This is a genomic window from Candidatus Symbiopectobacterium sp. NZEC135 (genome assembly GCF_025962695.1).
In genome coordinates, this window is the sequence record NZ_JAGFPF010001096.1 from 1 (window position 1) to 729 (window position 729).

The following is a 729-nucleotide window of genomic DNA, read 5'->3' on the forward strand; positions in this document are numbered from 1 at the left end:
GCCTGGTTTGCCGGGGATGAGCAGATGAAGGGCGACTATTACGGGTATGACGGCCCGTGCCCGCCGTGGAATGATGCGCTAGTGCATCACTATATTTTCACTGTTTATGCGTTGGCCGTCCCTGCGCTGGGCGTGAACGGACCGCTGGATGGCGCGAACGTGCGCGCGGCGCTGGCGACGGCACCGGTATTGGCGAAAGCCAGCCTGACCGGGCTTTACAGTTTGAATCCTGCGGTGCCTGTGGCGTGAACCACACCGGGCAAGCGCTGACACTACCGGTGTTTCAGGGGGAGGGGCGTGAGCGCTGGCGGCTGCCCTCGTCCTCGCCCGTAGTGCGACACGGCTTGTGCGCACTGGCGCAGCCTTGCCTGCGGCAGCCGCAGCAAACGGCCCGTTTCCAGTTTCATGAGGCAACCGTGCTACTGGTGGTATCAGGGCAGATGCGTTTAGCATTCGAGGGACATCAGGTCTTGGTGGATGCTACGCGGCCTGCGTTGGTGCTGGTCGAAGCCGGTTCCTGTGTGTGCGGGGTGTAAACCCCGGGAGGGGTTGAGCACTGTTTCCGTTCGGTATTCATGACGATAGCAAACGCGCTATTGGAAAACTACTCAGCGGCCTCTTCTGCTGTGGCGGGCGGTGATAGCACCGCTGCTGCGCCTTTTCAGGGGATGCCATTGGATGACGATGTGGCATCGACGTTATGGCATCTGATTGAAAGCGTCGAGATCA

At 60.8% G+C, this 729-nt stretch carries 1 protein-coding gene and 1 pseudogene; both read left to right on the top strand.

The features are described from left to right. A pseudogene (locus J5224_RS32670) lies at positions 1–249 on the top strand (YbhB/YbcL family Raf kinase inhibitor-like protein); the annotation flags it as partial. After that, positions 246–536, top strand: coding sequence for a hypothetical protein (locus J5224_RS32675; RefSeq protein WP_264629078.1), 291 nt, complete (start codon positions 246–248; stop codon positions 534–536). The pseudogene J5224_RS32670 and the gene J5224_RS32675, both read left to right, overlap by 4 nt. The last annotated feature ends 193 nt before the right edge of the window (positions 537–729 follow it).